This is a genomic window from Kaistella soli (genome assembly GCF_019038595.1).
GTDB classification, from domain to species: domain Bacteria; phylum Bacteroidota; class Bacteroidia; order Flavobacteriales; family Weeksellaceae; genus Kaistella; species Kaistella soli.
This window is the reverse complement of sequence record NZ_JAHOPF010000003.1, coordinates 136,845-155,088: the sequence shown is the minus strand read 5'-3', so window position 1 is coordinate 155,088 and position 18,244 is coordinate 136,845. Positions and strand designations below refer to the sequence as shown.

The following is an 18,244-nucleotide window of genomic DNA, read 5'->3' as shown; positions in this document are numbered from 1 at the left end:
AAATCCGGCGATATTTTAATCAACAGCAAAAGCCGCGATTAGGAGCATGCCACATACTATTGAGAATTGTTTATCATACAACAAATCTGCACTTTGCTTTTTTTGCAAAAAACTAACGTTTGCTGATAAAAATCCCAAATCTTCTGAAAGATTTGGGATCATTATTAATAATGAGTAACATATTATTTTATAATTTTCCTGGCGGTGACATGCCCGTTCTGGTGGATTTTCAGAAGATACGCACCGTTGCTGAGCAGCTCGGCATTAATTATCGCTTTCTTACTGTTAGGGAGTATTTTATAAATGAGTCGTCCCGCCATATCATATAACTCCAGGTCGGTAATATTGGCATTTTTCGCTTTCACTACAAAGTCCCTTCCGTCACGGTAAACCGCCAGTTCCTCTCTTACAGAATGATCCGCAGCCAAAACTGCTTCCGGCTGATAAAGGATTTCGAATCTGCCTGTGCTTTCGCCGGCACCTGCATTGAAAACATAACCTCCTTCGCTCAGATTCGTGATTGCCCCGGTATATTTATCTTTTAAATAAATAGACTGGCCGTTCGCAAAAACACCTTCTCTTTCCCTTAAGGAAATCCTGTATTGCCCTGCTGCAAAGCCTTTCATTCCCAATGCAACCACATCAGTATTTACAAAATTACTGCTTCCATTGATAGAAACTTTCTCTTCTCCTGCCTTACTGTAAATCACATCTGAGTTATCCAGTATTTTGGAGTCTTCGGTCCCAAAAAGCTTATTTCCGCCATCAAAGTAAACCACCGCAAGGGTGGAAGTGATTCCGGACGGCGCAGTCATCTGAAGCCAATACCGGTCATCCTTCCTTTCTTTACCATAGAAGAAAGCACCCGTGTTATCAGCCAGTCTTATATGATTGGAATAGTTCAAAACTTTATTGGCTCCCAGTGATTTGACCATAAAGCCCTGCCCTACTTTTGTTATTTTATTGGGTATTTTACTGCTTCCGGCAGCGCCCTGTCCTAAGCCGGGTGCCGGTATTCCTGTACCAGCAGCTCCTGCAGCAGCATTGTAAATTGCATAGGCATTACCTTGATAAGCAGTGCCCTGCTGCTCGTAAATTTCATTTACGGTGTTATCCCAAAATCTGAATGTAGATTCAATTGCTGCACTGTTATCTGCATACAGCAAATTTAAATCGATATTGGAAGGATAAGGGTTGCCCACTAAATTATAACCCAACAAAGCACCTGAATAGGCCAGATTATACGCGGTTTTACCATTCACCGGTTTTCCTGTGAAAAACGCAGTCGCCAATGCACCGGAACTATACGCAGGTTCTTTTACCGCCAGTGCTCTTCCGGGAATATAAGCACCGCTTGAATTATAAAACTTGCTGTTTGCTTCATTGTGATAAAGAACGAACGGAGCAATAACAGGAGTTCCGTCGGCTTTTCGGTAGAGGTCCGTTTTAAGATTGGAATTTTCTACCGGTGAAATAAGATAATTATATTCTTTTCTGTCATTATTTCTAAAACTAAGATCACGCTTCACTAAAACAGCTCCTGAGTTTATCGAGTCATCATTAATCTGAATTAAACTACCATCGCTTTCCACAATGATACTGCCCTGATTAACGATACTGTTCTGAACAGTGATATGTGAATCGGCACCTATCGTCAGTACAGCTCCGCTTCTTACTTCACATGTGCAGGCGGTAATGTCAGTCGCAGCAGTGGTGGTATAATTTCCCGTAAAAATGGCGGAAGTCAAAGCATCCGGCGCTCCGGCACTCCATCCAGACCCATCCCATACGGTGCTTCTTATAACAACGGTGGCAGTATCCGAAACTGATTCTTCACAGCTTCCGTTCTGAAGTACTGCCCTGAAATAAGTGGTTTGTGTTAAAAGTCCCATTTCAGCTCCGGTTAAAGTAGTGGTAAAATTCGGAAGGTTTTCAGAAGTTGCAAAATCCGCGGTCAGCGATTTCTGCCAGTGCAGAATTTTTCCTACACTTCCGTTAAGATGAAGGTCCGCCGCCAGATTCCCGCTGCAGATCTGCTGGGTTTTGACATCAATTGTACCTCCAACTGAAGCAGGCAGAATCACAACCGGAATATCCGAATCCGTGGCAGAAAAACCATTGGCATCGCGAACCGTAAGGGTATAATTGGTGGTTCCTGCCGTAGCTGTCGGAACCGAAACTGCGGCAGCGTTCGCCAGCCCGTTGGACCACTCATAACTATAAGGCGCATCGCCACCTGAAATCACTGCATTCATGGTATGCGCAGATCCGCTGCAGAATTCTCCATACCCATGCACCTCAATACTGATCTCTCCCGCCCTTAATCCTGTGAATGCAGAAATCTGTCCTGCTGTCAGGACTGCGTTAGTCGCTACAAGGGTATTGCCTGACAGCGCACCAAATTTAACCCACGGGTTTGTACTGACGTTAAAAACTCCGTTCAGCTGTGCCGCGGCGGTTTCTGGTTCTGCACCTACAACATCGACAGTCTCATACTGTGCAGTAATGGTGGCAACAGCGCCTGTAATACCGGTTTGCTGCACATTCCAATATTTTCTCAGGTAATTTCGTATCGTGTTATTATTTGGATGTTTTGAATGGATGACATTCACCCCGACAAAAGCACCGGAGAAAGTCCCCGAAGTCACATTTACCGTTACAGGCGAATAGCTGGCAGCGCCGGTCAGCTCTCCGACAGGGAATAAATAGCTTCCTGTGGCAGCGAACGGTCTTTTTACCAAACCGGCTCCATCCGCAACAATCATATGGTGAGTATCAAAAGATCCGGCAACCGGATTTGCGCCAAGGGTTAAATTTTTACTGCCGATGATGATATTACCCGAACTCAGGGTAAGAGTACCTCCAACAGTAATATCCTGAGCTAAAACAACGTCTTCGGTGTCCTTATTAACGGTTAAATTATCAAAAACGATGGCAGCAGTTCCGCCGATGGCCTGCTGAGAGACACCTGCTAAATTTATGGTTTTTCCGGCAAAACTGACAGGTTGGTTCAGTGTCAGATCTCCTCTTATATTCAAAGTGGTGATTGTTGGGGCGATAACAGCACCGGTACCCGAAACAATTAAATGATGGTAGCCGCCAAATGCTGCACCTCCCGGCGCAGGAATAGTTTGACCAGTGCCTTTAAATTCAATTGTATTTGGAATCAAGGTGGTAAACATGGTTCCCTTATTCACAAGTGATCCGGCAATCCCCATATAATTTCCTTCCAGAGCTCTTAGCGAAGCACCCGGGACAATTTCCACGTTATTAAAGGTAGTATTGCCAGCTACGGTAGCATCAGCATTTGTAAAGATAATTTTGCTCGTTCCGGTTCCGGGATTGAAAGTTCCGTTATTCTGCCATGCACCGGCGCCGAGATTCAGAATCAGCTGCGAATCAGGAGCAGAGTTCACAGTGGCGCCCGCTTCGATACTTATGGAAGCAATTTCTTCCGATGGATTCAAGGTAGGATAATTGCCTGAAGGAACTACCGGAACAATGACCTTGGTCACAGAGGTGGGTTTTAGATTAGGCGTCCAGTTCTCTATCGTAGTCCATGATGTGTTTACAGAGCCGTTCCACGTAACCATTGCCGGATCGGCGGTGTTGTCTAAACTGATGAAAACCTCTCCGGGTGTTCCCGTAAAATACTGGGCAATATTCGCGTTGGAGATTTCCACATAATTATCAGTGCTGTTGTTGCTGGATTTGCCCTGCTCGAAAGTAAGACTTCCTGCAACTTTATGTCCGAAAAACACAAGTTTGTTTTCCACATTGCCGGCATTCAGTTCACTGTCTAAATAGTGCTGTCTGATAATAGCCTTCGTTCCTGCGGCACCGCTCTGTGTGATATCATAGTAACGTTTAATTGCCGTCGGACGCCATGCGGGTGCAATACCCATGGTTAATTTGGCACTCATCGTCGTAGGCAGCGTCCCTCCAACCGGGAAAATGATGGACGAATTGGGATGACCGAAAGTATACAGCTTGTTGTTAACAAAGGAATTTCTTTTTATAATTCCGGTCACCTCACCAACACCGGTATTGGTACCGTCACCGCCCATGGTTAAGGTAAACAAACCCATATCCAGACTTCCCTTGGTAGCACTTGCATTCGCTGCCGGTAAATCTAATATTCCGTTCACGGTAAGGTCCCCGGTGGCGGTAGTTCCGGCCGCAGACGATAATTTTAAATTGGTGTATGTTCCGGCAACAAGAGTTTGCGCTCCGGCAGCATTTAGATTCAGGATACCGGTACCGTTCCAGGTTTTATTAGCCGGAAATGGAGTTGCCGTAGTATTTTGGGTAAGAATTAAACCATTATTCTGAATAGAATTGAGTGTTCCTGATAATGCTGTCGTTCCTAAATTTAAAGTTTTCAGTTCGTCAACTCTGAGAATATTGTTGACCGAAAAATTATTGCTAACGGTCACGGTATTCACATTGGAGCCACTTACATTGAAGGAGTCAAAAATATTGGTTGTTCCGGGACTGGTCTGATCAAAACTTAAGGCTGGATTTCTGGTTCCCCTCACCACCAGTTTTGCAGCCGCTCCGCCTGTTAATCCGTTTACTGTAGTATTAACCACATCACCCACTAGGGTTAACGTTTTATCTTTGACGGCTAATTTCCCGCCGTTGAATAAAAGTCTGCTTTGAACAGATAAATCAGCTGATAATGCAGCATTTCCCTGTAGAACAAAATCTTCCGCAACTCCGTCAAAGGCCACTAATGCTGGAGTTGGATTTGTGGCTGGGTATGCAATTACTTCAATATCATCGATCGCAAATTCATCCTGGGCACCGCTGCCTGAAGCTAAAGATCCTGACCATCTGACATAATAATAAGCATTATTGGCAATAGTTCCTGTTGGAATAGTAACTACTCTGTAATACGCTTTCCATCCTGGTGCCATATCAGCCGCTGCAGGTGAGATTACATCCACAATAGCTTGATCCGTATAAGTTCCGGTTGCAGTGGAAGAAGAGCTGAAACGGATCTGGCTCGAAGATGGCTGGTCATTATATACATAGACTTTATATCCAATATTAAGGCTTGTCATTGGTGCACCGGTTTGATTCTGGATCTGCAGCGTAACCGTACCCGGGTTAAAATCTGTACCGCCGGGCTGAATTCCTAAGGTATAGTTTGCAGCAGCTGCAGTTCCGACATTAAAAGCGTAGATTCCTGTATCCTCTTCGCCGCCGTCAGAAGGTCCGTTTTCGTAACTGCTGTCTTCAATGCTGTTGCCTCCGAAAGGAATCGCTCCGGAGGAAAAGCCTGAAAAAGCCCAGGCATTGGAATCCAGTTGCCCGCTCTCCACAATTTTAGACATCCCAAAACCTTGAAAGGTATCGAGATTTACCCCGTCAGCGGTATCATCAAAGTTTATTTTATAAGAGGTATTTGTCGCTTTAACCTGCAGACCAACGGGACTGTTCAAAGTGGTTGTACTTCCCGTTAAACCGGAAGAACGGTAATTTTCCACTCCTGATGCACCATTAAATTCTATAATCGAAACATAATAAACTTTAGCCGGCGTTAAACCTGAAATCTGAACAGAATTTCCATTCCCTTTATACACCACAAAGTTTCCTGTTCCGATCTGAGAACCTGCTCCGAATGCAGCACTGGCATTATAGGTAATTCCGTCTGCAGGCATTGAGTTTACAGCTGATACTTCTTTAATAAGTACTACTCTCTGCGCTCCGTTTCCGTTCGTCCAGCCCAAACTGAAACCGGTCGAGGTTATATTACTGAAATTAATTCCTGATGGATCGGAAGTTGGTTCAGTCGCAAGAACACGTCCGGTAACTGCAACCTGTTTAGTTACCGCTCCTGACGTACTGTGTACGATGTTTCCCGAATAATTTCCAGGTGAGGCTGCAGCAGTAAGCCGGGCCCGTAAAGTGATGGGCTGACCAGTGAGACCGCCGCCCGTATTGGGCAAAGTCAGAGTGTTGGCATAGACATTTCCGTTCAGAGAGACTTCAAAATTGGTAGGAGCGGTTACTGTTGCAGCCCCAACTAAATTGATACCGCTGATGGTATAGGTATTTGTAGCCGAAGAAGCGGTACCGGTTACCGTAGAAACCGCTCCTAACGTCGTTGCAGACAATGTTAGAGCAGGTTCACCCGAAGGTTCAATCATAAAATCTAACGCATTGGAAAAGAAAGTTCCGTTGGCAACAGTAATAGGTACTGTAGCGGGGGCTGCAATATCAGTAGCCGGAATTGCGGCCGTTAATCTTACGGATGAAACATAGGTAGTGGTTCTTAATGCCCCGTTCCAGTATACCTTACTGGTGGGTAAAAAACCTTTCCCATCCACTGTCAAAGTAAATGCTCCTGAATTGGCGATTTTAGAATCCGGTTGAAGCGCAGTGAGTTCTGGAGTCTGAACCGTTACCGAGAAATTATCAAAAAAGGAGGTCTGAATTTTAGCAGTCCCGGCATTCCAGAATGCACCGGCCATTGCAAGTGATTCATTAACGTAGTCTGTGATGACCGCTTCGTCCTGAAATACTAACGTTCCGCTTTTAGGATCGAGAAAAGAAGCTGTATTATCTTTCCTTAAAAATAAAGACCATTTGTTGTCCGCCGGATTATATTCGACACGGATACTGCTATACTCAGCACCGAAATCGCTTAACCCTGGTGTTTTGGAACTTAATTTAGGCACGATGGAGGACAGACCGTTGGAGTAAGTCGCAAGCCTGATCGGATCTGTCGTGGTACCTTGTCCCAGTACAATAGCATAGCCTTTTCCTGCACTGTTTGTGGTCCCCGGAGTTCCGGCGAGAATGAAGGCAGCACCGAATTTTCCGGAGGTAAAACCACTCGGATTGGCGCGGATCTGACGCATATTAAAACTCCAGGACACCACTCCGGTGTTCTGGCTTAAAACAGGCTTATATAACGGGTTGTAATTTGAAGTGGAAGTACTTGCTGCCACCCATCCGTTCACATTGGCTGCCGTTGAGATGTCATTGGACAAGGTCAGCATACCCGCATCTATCTTAGCTCCAAGATCGCCGCCGCTTCGCGCGACAGTCCAGTTCGAAGTTCCAATGGATCCCGTTGCCGTAAAATTTGAGTTCTGAGGAGTTCCCGGCGCATTAAAGTTTTCAGTAAAAACAGTTTGCTGAGCATTCAGAGGAGATCCCGTAAGCATGAACAGACAGCCGAAAAACAGAATGCAGTGAGTAAAGATAGATTTTATCATGATATAAAATTTTAAAATTGTGGTTCAGATCACATGAATCCGAACAAAGCTCTAAAAACTTCGCGACCGGTCTCCTCTATCCTTCCGGAGTATAGATGGAGAGCTCCTGACTGCAAATTCTTGGGAACTAAGTCAGGAAAATGTGATCCGGATAAAATCTAAAAATTGGTACACAAAAAAGAATGACAGAAATAGTAGACTTTTTAGAATCTTTGATAAACACCACCTTTTTGGTAAGTTATTTTGATAAGTACTGAATAATAGAAGAATATCCGAAAAACAATGGTTTATGCGTTATATTCATCATTTTGTGTTTATGGTACAAATATATGGGTTAATTGTTATGCAAATACCCATTTTTTTTACAAATAATCAATTATTATGCAATTCTCTGTTATTTTGAAAATTAACCAAGTATTTTCTGAACTCCAGCTGCCTCCACCCATAAAAAATCCGCCTCATTAGTGAGACGGATTCCGTTTATTTAAATAGTTTTTTATTTACCTGATGATTTTCCTGTTGGTTATTTTACCGGCCTGATTAATTTTAAGGATATAAACTCCATTACTCAGCGATACTGCAGGAATAACAGTTTTCATACTTCCCGGCTCTGTTTTTAAACTAAGTCTTCCGCTTGAATCGTACACCTCCACCTGAGTAATTTTTTTACCTTTTGAGTCGATAACAAAATCATCTCCGTCACGGTAAACCAAAAGGTCATCTTTCACAGTTCCATCGGTAGCTAAAACGGTTTCCGATTGGTAGATGATTTCAAACCTGCCGGTGCTTTCGCCTGCGTTGGCGGCAAAAGTGTAACTTCCCTCGCTCAGATTGGTGATAATACCGGTCTGTTTGTCTTTGAGATAAATGTGCTGTCCGTTTGCGAATACACCCTCCGCTTTGTCGAGCGTAAAGGTATAGTTCCCTGCAGCAAAATGCCGTGACCCCAGAATAATCTTATCACTCACCTCAAACATGGGCTTGCCTTCGATCTGCAGCTTATTACCTTCTGCAAGACTGTACAGCATGTCTGAAGAATCCCCGTTCATACCGGAATCGTCCATCCCAAATGCATTAGAGCCTCCAGCAAAATACACCACTGCAATAGTATTCACCGCATTCACAGGAGTCACCAGCTTCAGCCAGTATCGGTCTGCAGGAGACTGAGTGCCCTTGCTGAAGAACCCTGCTCCGGTATTATTGCTCCTGATGTCATTGTTGAAAACTAGATTTCCGCCTCCAGTCGCTCTCACCATAAAGCCCTGTCCGACTTTGGCAGTTTTATTGGGCTCCTTGGCTCCGATCGCGTTTGCAGGATTAGAGTCCAGAAGATATCCTGCTTTATTTCCCGTATCATTAACAGCATTATACGCCGCATAAGCTCGGCCGTTATAACCGCTTCCCTGCTGCGTATATATATTATTGGCTCCGTTGTCCCAAAACTGAAAAGTCGAGCTTATCTTAGGGCTTGCTGTTGCTCCCCCATTCAAAAGATATAATTTCTGTAGATCGATATTGGATGGATAGGGATTCCCTACCAGATTATACCCGTTCTGAACGTTGTTGGTATGCGCCAATGGGAAACTGATTACGCCGTTACCTGGTAAACCGTTGAATACCGCATCCATATTGTCAGCCGGCGCATCCGCTTTACTTGGCTCTTTTACCGCCAGACCTCTTCCCGCGATATAGGCTCCTGAAGAATTATAAAAATAATTATTCGCTTCATTATAATACAGCACATATGGATAAGTTGCTGTGGTAGGAACTCCCGGATAAATCGTTTTTAAACTTTGTCCGATGACAGGCGAAATCAGATAATTGTACTCCTGACGGCTGTCATTTCTGAATTTGATATTCCTCTTCACCGTGATATTACCCGAATTGGCCGGACTTGGACTGTCAACATTCTGGATAAGATTCCCGTCAGACTCTACGATAAGAGTACCGTTATTCGTAACAGCATTATCCACTTCCAGAAAATGATTAGCACCTACTGTCAGGGAACCGCCACTTAGGATAGTACAGCTGCACGCTTTAATATCTCCTGCCGACGTGTTGTAATTTCCCGCAATTACCGCATTCAGACCGTTACCGTTCGGAAGACCTTTACTCCATGTACCGGTATACACAGAATCCTCACCCACCGTTACAGTTGCCGAATTTCCGGTTCCAGAGCAAATTCCATTACTCACCGAAACAACAGTAAAGATTTGGTTCGATGTGGCATTAGAAACTGTTACGGCACCTTGACCGCTAGCATTGAGGATCAGCGTATTCACACTTCCTCCGTTAATTTGATATTGTACGGAAGCATTTGGCGGTCCAGCAATGGTAAAACCAGCATTTTCATTTGAACAAATTTGATTATTTGCTGCAGATACGGTTGCTGCAGGTAGGGCATTAACCGTCATCGTACCGGTTGCATTTGTGGTGCCACAACCTCCAGTTAAAGGAATACTGTAGTTAAATGTGCCAGATGAAGTTGGAGTGCCACTGATGGTAATCGTATTGGACGTCCATACTGCATTAACTCCTCCCGGTAATCCGGTTGCAGCACCAATACCGGTTGCACCTGTGGTGGCTATTGTCACATTTGGAATTGCAGTATTCATACAAACCGTTGGACTAGACGACGCCACTCCCGCAGTATTAGCTGTAGTAACCGTTATGGTTCCGGTTGCATTCATACTTCCGCAGCCTCCCATTAAGGTTATAGTATATGTTCCTCCTGCTGTTGAAGGAGTACCACTTATGGTAACAACATTGCCAGACCAAGAACCTGTTACACCAGTTGGTAAACCAGCGAAAGATGCACCGGTTGCTCCCGTTGTCGTATACGTAATAGAAGTAATCGGTGTATTGATACATACTGTTTGCGAATCTGTACCAGCAACAGAAATTAAAGCTATGGTCTTGACAGGAGTAACTGTGATTGTTCCGGTTTTCGTAACACTTCCACAGCCTCCCATTAAGGTTATGGTATATGTTCCCCCTGCTGTTGAAGGAGTACCGCTTATGGTAACAACATTGCCAGACCAAGAACCTGTTACACCAGTTGGTAAACCAGCGAAAGATGCACCGGTTGCTCCCGTTGTCGTATACGTAATAGAAGTAATCGGTGTATTGATACATACTGTTTGCGCGAATCTGTACCAGCAACAGAACTTAAGCTTACGGTATTTATTGGTAACACTGTTACTTTTATACGTAAAGAAGTTGCAGAAGAACAAAGCCCACTCGTAACAACCGCTCTATAAAAAACATTGGCGGTTAAGTTGGGTGTAGTATAATTATTTGACGTGCCACCTGACCCTCCTGTAACATTCGTCCAATTTGATGTTCCGTCGGCAGATTGCTGCCATTGTACCGTACCCACAGTGCCGGTCAAGCTAATAGTTGCAGCGGTACCCGAACAAATAGATTGATCAGCAGAAATAGTTCCTGCTACTGATGCAGGATTTACATTTACTGTAACCGAAGATGTTGTGACCGAAGAGCAGTCTCCGCTTTTAACCACAGCATGGTAATAGGTCGTTGCAGTTAAGTTCGACGTCATGTAACTTGCTGAAGTTGCGCCAGGAATGTCTGTCCAGCCGGTACTGCCGTCGGAAGATTGCTGCCATTGTATAGCTCCTACATTACCTGTCAAGCTAACAGTTGCAGCGGTACCCGAACAAATAGATTGATTAGCTGAAACAGTTCCTGCTACTGAAACAGGATTTACGCTAATGGTTATATTGTCACTGAATGTCTTATTTGCTATCACAAAACTAAATTCAAAGGTATAAGTACCTGCACTAAGAGGTCCGACAGTTACTTCAGAAGGAAGACTTTGCGGTGTAGCAGGCATGACTACCGTGGTAGGACCTGCAAACTGCAACCATTTAATATTGGTTACTGTAGCGTTACCAATTTTACTTCCAATAAGTTTAACATAACTTCCTGCGCATATCTGCGTTTGCTCCGCATTGGCTACTGCAATACCACTTGCTGCTGCTTCATTAACTTGGCCAAAAGTTCCTGCCGTTCCGGTACCTTGGCACATTGAAAACTTTTTATTTCCGATACTTATTCCGGTTTGCCCAGTGCACGCAGTATTATCGTTAGGGTCGACCATTTGTAGACCTTGCGTCGTAGAATCGGTAATAGAAATACTAATATTAGCTCCCGATGGCAAAGTAAATTCAGCATTTTTTGCAAAATATATTGTTCCATCGTTAATAATTAGATTGGGAAAAGGCGTTCTGGTCTTAAGAGTAAAATTATTCATTAAAACTAATTTCCCTTCAACATATAAATCACCTATACTTACGGAGAGAGCAGCACTGACTGTTATCGTATTGGTAGCAAGGATCGTAACCGTTTTTGTAAGAGGAGTGGTTTTTTCTCCGGGGTATCCCACCGCACTGCTTGGTGTTGCCCAAACCGATCCATCATAATACAACCAGCTTGAAAGACTGGTCCAGTTTCCAGTTCCAGCAGATTTGTAATCACCAACTGCCTGGGCCATAGCGAGATGCGAGAAAAAGAAAAAGAACAGAAGAAACCCTGCCTTTCTTAAAATGTTAATTTTTTTCATTTTTATTTGTGTTTTTGGTTTGTCTGAATTGTCAGTAGATCATCACCCTAACACTCAAGCCTACAATCCTTGTAGTACCTGAATTTTAGGCACGATAAATATTACCATGATTCGGATTCCGAAATGGTCATATCAGGGAGTTAAAGAAACTCCTTTCGAAAAAGATTGCTGTAAACAGGAGGAGAGAGGTAATAACCCGCTCTGTAATAGCGTACGGCAGAATGCCTGCCCTTTTGGGGAAAGTAATTTTTTTTCATCATTTGTGTGTGTTTGAAGTGTAATATATTTTCTTACACTTATATTTTTTAACCCGTCACGTCACCGTGACTATCTTAAACTGCTAATAATGGGGAAGAGAATAGTTTATCATTTGCATCGGTTATAAACCTTGCTTAAGCAACAGACAGTGCTTTGCGAGAAAACTCTTTTCAACCCTCTTAGTATCAGACAACAAAACTAAGTATTTTTTCGATAAAAAGAATATATTATTCATATTTTTTTAAGCCAGTTTCAGCATAACATCCCGACACGATATCTCATTTAACATAATAATTACACTCCATATGCAAAATCATTGCGGATTTGATAATATCTCAATATGAGATTTACTCTTTATTACCTAATCTCACCTCCGAACAAATACAACAACATACTAATAATCAATTAATTAATTACGAACTTGCGATTCGGGCGTCAACCTGCGGGTGGTGACATAAAATTTTATAATATGCCTGACCATTTTGTGTCTTCTCAACTTAAAAAATAATTTTATTTAAATATTGAAAAAAAACACAAAAAATAAATTTTAATTTAAGTCTTCTATTAAGGAATTTAATTCTCTTTAATAAGTGTTTTAATGATTAAATTTAACACATCAATAACTACTAACCTACCGTTAAAACACCCTTTTTTTGCCTCCTACACCCTAAAAAATAGGGTGAAAAATAAAATTTATAAACCCATCTAAAACAAAAGAGGAATAATGAAGCCGAGCAAAAAACGGAGCATCCTCCATTTTTCTGATAAATAAAAATTATACCCACGCTAGAGCCTTAAAAAAATTTCGACAAAATTATACGGAGACTTCGTAAAATCGCCATGCTATTTCATTACTTTCCGAACTGTAACAGAGCTGCCGCGGGTGATATACAGAAGATACACTCCATCATTCCACCGGCTGCTGTTCACTGAAACTTTGGCGGCATTTGTTTTTATCCGGTCTACTGATCTGCCGGCTGCGTCAAATACCTCAACTCCATTAATTTTTTGATCTCCGGAATTCAGTACGACTTCATTTCCGTTTTGATAAACCGTCAGATGATCCTTTGGTCGCCCGCCTGTCACTAAGGTGGTTTCCGGTTCATACATCACTTCAAAACGGTTGCTGTCTTCACCGGACTCCGCAGCAAAGGTGTAGTTTCCTTCACTCAAATTGGTAACAATACCGGTCTTTCTGTCGGCCAGATAGATTTGCTGTCCCCTCGAAAAAATACCTTCGGTCTGATCAACAGCGAGTGTATAATGATCTGCTGCAAAATGCCTGGTTCCTAACTTCACCACATCAGTTGAAACAAAGGAACTTCTTCCGTTAATGCTCACTTTTGCCTCTCCTGCGATGCTGTAAAGTGCATCTGAACCTCCCACCAGTGGTGAGTCGTCAGCAGCGTATGCACTGTTCCCGTCCTCAAAGTATACCACAGCGATATTGGAAGCGATATTGGAAGGCGTAATCATATTGAGCCAGAACCGGTCCATTTCGGTTGTATTCTTACCAAAAAAAGCCGTAGCTGCATCAGGCTTTCTGATACTGTTGCTGAAAGTAAGTGTTTTGGCTGGAACAAGAACCCGCGTCATAAATCCCTGTCCCATCGCAACATACCTTGTAGGAATTTTACTGGTGACCAACCCTGATTCACCGGTAGCTTTGGTAGGGGTGAGACTTACCGCATTATACTGTGCGTAGGCATTACCGCTGTATCCTGAACCATACTGCACATAAGTATTGTTCGCAGTGTTATCCCAAAAATAAAAGCTTGAACTGATGCCGCCTGCCTGACCCCCATTCTGGTTGTAGAAAGTCACCAAATCCATGTTGGATGGATACGGATTACCTATCAAATGATACCCCCGTAAACTGCCTTGCGGCGATTCAACCCCTGGATTACTGTTCACCGCAGTATAAACCAGCGCACTGCCGTCAGCAGAAGTACCGTTAACCGGAACACCTTTAAATACTGCTTTAACCTCATTAACCGAAACGGACACTGACGCAAAACCCGGCTCCTTAACCGCCAAGGCTCTGCCTGGAATATAAGCGCCGCTGGATTCATAAAAATAATTATTGCTTTCATTATAATAGAGCACATACGGTGCTGGAATTCCGTTGTAGATTCCGGTTTTTAAATTAAATCCCGCCACCGGTGAAATGAGGTAATTATACTGGCTGCGGTCTGTAAGTGGAGCGGCTGGGACAGAAAGTTTAATCTTTCGTTCCGCTGTAAAACTACCCGCACCGGAATTGGTATTCGCGTCATTCAGCTGCACCAGGCCGCCGTTACTTTCTACCAGAATATGCCCGTCATTCTTTAGCGCGTCAGTCACGGTTATTGCAGTATTCTCGCTGACGGTAAGTTTCCGGCCGTTTTTCACTTCACACTGACAAACCTTAAAAACCCCGTGATCTGCAGTGATGTAATCCCCATCAATTACCGCTCTGTCAGTATTGGTAGGCGCTGACGGCAGCCACGCAACACCGTTCCATACTTTTGGAACGATACCGGTGCTGGTAATCCGGATATCATCTAAGATCCAGGATTCATTTAAGGCATTATCCTGTGCGGTTATCCTGACCTTGAGTTGTGGAACCGAAGGAAGATTATTAATTACAATGGCACTGTACTGCAGCGCTGAGGTCGAGTTGAAATACGTGAGATTATTGTCCGTGGTGTAATTTCCAGAGCCAAGGGCAGTTCCTTTGCTTCCGAAACTCCATGCTACATTGATTTCCCCTGCAACTGCTTTTGCCTGCGGATACCAGGTTACACCTCCGTCCGGGCTGATCTCTACAAGCACAAAATCACTTTTTTGGTCATTGGGTACGCAGACGTCACCGCCGGCAGCTCCGTTACAGTCCATCCCGTTGGTAGTACTTCCAATAGAATAACCTGCCACTTTCAAGGTTAATTTAAGATCGGTATACGCTGACGTATCCACAGCCTCAAAATTAAACTGCACGCCGGATGTTAATACAGAACCGGGATCACCTCCCTGAATACGGTAACCTCTCGCTCCTTCAGAATAAAGATTATTGTTTTTAGGCACCGCGTTGTTTCCGCTGTTTCCGGAAGAAAAACCCGTATTAGGCCCAGGAGTTCCGATATTTAACAGAGTATAGGCCAGAACAGGAACTCCAGGAGCTGTCTCAAAATCCTGTTTTGCAATAACAAGATCTCCGGGAGACGAACAGAACGTGGCCCCGCCCTGAACGGCAAAAGTATATGGATTGTCATCAGGGTCGCTGTTCACAATACTTACAGTTGCATTTTTAGTTCCCACAGAATTGGGGAAAACTTCACATCAAAACCGGCGGTTTCATTGGTGTTAAGAACAGTGCCGGTAAGCGGCGGATTGAGGATCGTAAATGATGATGCATCTCCGGCAGAAATACTGAGTGTATTAATGATCAGCGGAGCACCACCTGAGTTGGTAATGACAAACGGTTTCGTTTGAGAATTCCCTAAATTCTGGGACGCGAAAAGAGTATTGTTCAGTCCGTTGGGCGAAGCACTGCCGTTAGCAACTGCCGTTCCGTTCCCCGTTACTTTTATGAAAGCAATACCTGCAGTGACACTTCCAGTCAGATTAATAACAGCCGATGGTGCACTGAGGGAAGCAAGCGTTACCGTTCCCGTGTAGTCTCCTGCTTGAAGTCCATCCTTTAAGCGAACATATATTTGCCTGTTGTTTACCGTGTTGCCCGCAGTTTTACTGAGTACAACTGAATTCCAGGGAGATACGTTTGCGCCGTCATATGTTAAATTCGTAGAAATTTCCCAATTGGCAGAGGCCGTTACCGTGATATCGCCAGCAAGGTTATTACCATTCACTACAAAGGGCTGTCTCCCGGATGGTCCCTGTCCAAAAGCATATGCAAAACCCGTCATGACAGATTTATCGGATGTAATGGAAGGACTGAGCACCACAGCACTGACGTTAAAACTATAAATCGGAGTCAGAGGATCGCTGCTGCCTATTCTTACCGTTTCGGTATGAATACCTGGAACGGTACTGTTAAATTTAATTTTAAAAGTCTGAGAAGAAAAACCCGCCATTGAACCTGCTGCAGGCTGCGCAGAAATTCCAAATCCGCTTGTACCGGCAAGCTGTACAAAAGGAGCAGTATTGAGTATCAGATTACCAGAGCCATGGTTTTGAATGGTAAAGGTTTTCTCAACATCAGTTCCTGCAATAATATTTGCCCCGAAATCTGTACCGTCAGCGATGGAAGTGGTCACGGTACCGTTTGGAATGGTGATTCCGTTTCCCTGAAGATTTATTCTGGGTTCAACCGTGCCGCTAAAGCCAGTCCAGTTTACATCATCAACAGTCACCTGCCTGTTGCCGTTAGCCGTTCCAATAGGATAGGTAATTTTCACCGACACTAACCCTGGTTTATTGACAGTGACGGAGAAATTATATACAGTTGCATCTGCTCCCGAACCAGCCCCAAAACTAGAAGTAAGTGCTGCCTCCATCCCGTCAACCTGTACAGCCAAGACTCTGTTAACATTTCCGGTAAATGCTTTTCGGTACTTAAAACTGAAAATTCCAACTCCATTGGGAATTTTAAATTCCACTGAACTGGGTTCATCAGCCCGCCGCAACATCAATCCTTTTCCATTGATAGAATAATCATCAACAGATGCAAATCCTTCATTTCTGGAATGGATGAAATTTACAGTTACACCTGATGTTTCACCACTAAATGAACCGTTTAAATAGTTTGATGTTAAAGCCGTCTGTGTTTGAAAAGTTTCCGAACCCTGACCCCTTGCGTTCAAAGAAAAAAGCAGAATAAAGAGCACAGGAATGCGATAAAAATAAGGTAAATATTTTTTCATGCTTTTGTGTTTGAAAACAAAATTAATAAAAAAACACCATAACCCTAAGAACGGTTTTCCGTAAAAACGGGAATTTCCTGCACGGATTTAACACCAAAGGCTGTACAGCATTGGTAAAAAAATATGAAAATGTTTTATTTATTCAACGATAAAAAGATCCGAGGCTATGCCGTCGGCAAGAAACCAATGTTTTTCTGGAATTTTAAGATGTTCGTTTTCAATGAATAAAACTCCGTCCTCCATTTTACTTTTTATTTCTCTCTTAAAATAATCCAGAATTTCATCACTGAACAGTTCATTTAGTCGGACCAGATCAACACCCCAGACCGTCCTTAAACCAATCATGAGCATTTCATTGAACTGATCTTTTTCCGTAAGAATTTCAGTTTCTTTCGCTGAAACATGTTGACTCAATGAATTGATATACAGTTTATTGTTCGCGCTATTCCAGCTTCTTTCATTTCGTCCGTTGTAAGAATGTGCGGACGGACCGATCCCAAGATATTCACGGTAATTCCAGTACGCAGCGTTGTGCCTGGAATGAAAACCAGGCTTGGCGAAATTGGAGATTTCATAATGCTCAAAACCATGATCTTTCAGAAATTCTGACATATAATAAAACTCTTTATTCTGCTCCGCTTCTTTGGGTGCAGGAACTTTATTTTGTCTAATCCACTGGTTTAAAGCAGTTTTTGGCTCCACCGTCAAAGCGTAAGAAGAAATATGCGGAACCTGGAGTTCGATGGTTTTATTGAGGTTTTCTTTCCAGATTTCCATGCCGGAAGTCGGCGAACCGTAAATTAAATCAATACTGATATTCTCGAAACCGAAATCCTGCGCCCGCTTGATCGACGACTCTGCTTCACCGGCATTATGCGCGCGGTTCATCAGCAGTAAATCTTCGTTGAAAAAACTTTGGGTACCGATGGAAAGCCGGTTAAACGGCGTTTGAGCCAGTTCTTTCAGAAACATTTTATCAAGATCATCAGGATTGGCTTCGAGCGTGATTTCGATATCCGGATCAAAAGAAAAATATTTAAGAACCTCATCAATAATTGATTTCAGTTCGTCAACTTTAAGAATCGACGGCGTTCCGCCCCCAAAATAAAGCGATTTTAAATTTTTACTTTCAAGTTCGTCTCTGCGCAGAAAAATTTCTTTCTTTAAAGCAGCAATCATTTCTTCCTTAAAATTCAAAGAAGTGGAAAAATGGAAATTGCAGTAACTGCATTTCTGCTTGCAGAAAGGAATGTGAAGATAAATCATGAGTCAGAATCCAGAGAAAAAAGTACAAAGATACAGGTGAATGGTCA

General features: G+C 43.3%; 6 protein-coding genes. All 6 read right to left on the bottom strand.

Annotated features, from left to right (window positions below; all coding sequences use genetic code 11):
• Positions 1–182: 182 nt before the first annotated feature.
• The 6 genes from KSK37_RS06515 to hemW all read right to left on the bottom strand — a co-directional run bounded on the left by KSK37_RS06515 (position 183) and on the right by hemW (position 18,197).
• On the bottom strand, positions 183–7,229 hold the full coding sequence (locus KSK37_RS06515; RefSeq protein WP_217200258.1) for a T9SS type A sorting domain-containing protein: 7,047 nt from the start codon (positions 7,227–7,229) through the stop codon (positions 183–185).
• A gap of 500 nt (positions 7,230–7,729) precedes the next feature.
• The gene (locus KSK37_RS14060; protein ID WP_246566336.1) at positions 7,730–8,206 is read right to left on the bottom strand and encodes a T9SS type A sorting domain-containing protein; all 477 of its coding nucleotides are present in this window, start codon (positions 8,204–8,206) and stop codon (positions 7,730–7,732) included.
• Positions 8,207–10,278: 2,072 nt separating this feature from the next.
• Positions 10,279–11,811: an immunoglobulin domain-containing protein gene (locus KSK37_RS14055; protein WP_246566269.1), complete on the bottom strand. Its 1,533-nt coding sequence runs from the start codon at positions 11,809–11,811 to the stop codon at positions 10,279–10,281.
• A gap of 1,101 nt (positions 11,812–12,912) precedes the next feature.
• Positions 12,913–15,366, bottom strand: coding sequence for a T9SS type A sorting domain-containing protein (locus KSK37_RS14170; protein ID WP_217200254.1), 2,454 nt, complete (start codon positions 15,364–15,366; stop codon positions 12,913–12,915).
• A complete protein-coding gene (locus tag KSK37_RS06500) occupies positions 15,342–16,931 on the bottom strand; it encodes a choice-of-anchor D domain-containing protein (RefSeq protein WP_217200252.1) in 1,590 nt (529 codons plus the stop codon). The genes KSK37_RS14170 and KSK37_RS06500 overlap by 25 nt, the downstream gene beginning before the upstream one ends.
• Positions 16,932–17,069: 138 nt before the next feature.
• Positions 17,070–18,197 carry a radical SAM family heme chaperone HemW gene (gene hemW / locus KSK37_RS06495; RefSeq protein ID WP_217200250.1) on the bottom strand — a complete coding sequence of 376 codons (1,128 nt, stop codon included), beginning with the start codon at positions 18,195–18,197 and terminating at the stop codon, positions 17,070–17,072.
• Positions 18,198–18,244: the final 47 nt, after the last annotated feature.